The organism is Gottfriedia acidiceleris (assembly GCF_004138285.1).
GTDB classification, from domain to species: Bacteria; Bacillota; Bacilli; order Bacillales; family Bacillaceae_G; genus Gottfriedia; species Gottfriedia acidiceleris_A.
The window spans coordinates 1-1,614 of sequence record NZ_SCFN01000053.1; the positions used below are offsets into that span (position 1 = coordinate 1).

The following is a 1,614-nucleotide window of genomic DNA, read 5'->3' on the forward strand; positions in this document are numbered from 1 at the left end:
CTGCCATTTAGCCACCCATGCAGCGCTCGCGCTGCACCACAGCGAATGAAAAAGATTTAAAACCGTCAATACTGCTTCTATGGCTGGGTGAGGAAGGTCGCTGCAGTATGGTGCCATTAGAGCCCATCATTTAGTCTGACTCCAACGATCACGGTGCATCACAGACTGTCGCTCCCTTGCGGGAAGCACTCATGGTAGATTAATCCTATTCTGATTTTTGCACCAGCCTCTATTCTTAAAGCCATAGGAAGGATGAATTCGATGGAAGTTATCATTGAACGAGTTTGCGGAATGGATGTTCATAAGGACAACATTACCGCATGTATTATGACACCTGAAGGAAAGGAGATTCAAACGTTTTCTACGAAGACGATTTTTTTAATTAAACTGATGGATTGGATAAGGTCACATGGATGTACTCATGTCGCTATGGAAAGTACAGGGGTGTATTGGAAACCCATTGTTAATCTGATTGAAGCTGAAGAATTAGAGTTTTTTGTCGTCAATGCACAACATATGAAATCTGTTCCTGGACGAAAAACTGACGTAAAAGATGCTGAATGGATCGCTCAACTTCTCCGCCACGGATTATTGACTGCTAGCTATGTTCCCGATCGAACTCAAAGAGAGTTAAGAGAACTGGTACGATATCGTCGAAGTATTATTGAAGAACGCTCTAGACAACTTAATAGAATACAAAAAGTACTGGAAGGTGCAAATATTAAATTAGGCTCTGTTGTTTCAGATATTATGGGTGTTTCAGCTAAAGAAATGCTTAACGCCATTGCAGATGGCGAAGAAGATCCTACGAAACTAGCAGGTATGGCTCGTCGCTCATTGAAACGCAAAAAAGATGAACTTGAGCTAGCTCTACGAGGGTATGTTAATCCTCATCAACGTATGATGCTGAAAACAATACTAACTCACATAGATTTTCTAACTGAACAAATTGAAAAACTCGATTCTGAAGTAGCACAGAGAGTAAGTTCTTATCAAGAAGACATAGAACGACTGGACTCAATCCCTGGTATCGCTACACGTATGGCTGAACAGATACTAGCCGAAATTGGAACAGACCTTGAGAACCAGTTTGGAAGTGCCCCCCGATTATGTTCTTGGGCAGCATTAGTTCCAGGACATAATGAAAGTGCTGGTAAAAGGAAATCAACTAAATCAAAAAAAGGCAATAAGTATTTAAAATCAGCATTAACTGAAGCCGCACATTCAGTAGGTGCTTCCAAAAACTACCTTGGAGCAATGTATCGAAGAACAGCAGCACGAAAAGGTAGGAAAAGAGCAGGAATAGTAGTAGCACATGCCATGTTAAGAATCGCTTATTATCTTCTGACTAGGAAAGAAATGTACAGAGACTTAGGAGAAGATTATTATGACAAACAAAAAGAAGTATCAATGGTCCGTTATTCAGTTCGAAGACTTGAAAAATTAGGGTATTCTGTATCGATCGAAGAAGTCTCATAATCCATCAACCACTAATATTTTTTTGCTGTTGGACGCTTTTTAAAAATAAAATAAAGACGTCTTCTTTAATTATGCATTTTTTACCTGAATACCGTAAGGTTTTTTCATGGTAGCTGCATAAGAAAAACGATCCTT

At 39.6% G+C, this 1,614-nt stretch carries 1 protein-coding gene; it reads left to right on the forward strand.

Features of this window, described 5'->3' with window-relative positions:
* The first annotated feature begins 261 nt into the window (after nt 1–261).
* Nucleotides 262–1,479: an IS110 family transposase gene (locus EP747_RS23905; RefSeq protein WP_129692482.1), complete on the forward strand. Its 1,218-nt coding sequence runs from the start codon at nt 262–264 to the stop codon at nt 1,477–1,479.
* Nucleotides 1,480–1,614 lie beyond the last annotated feature (135 nt).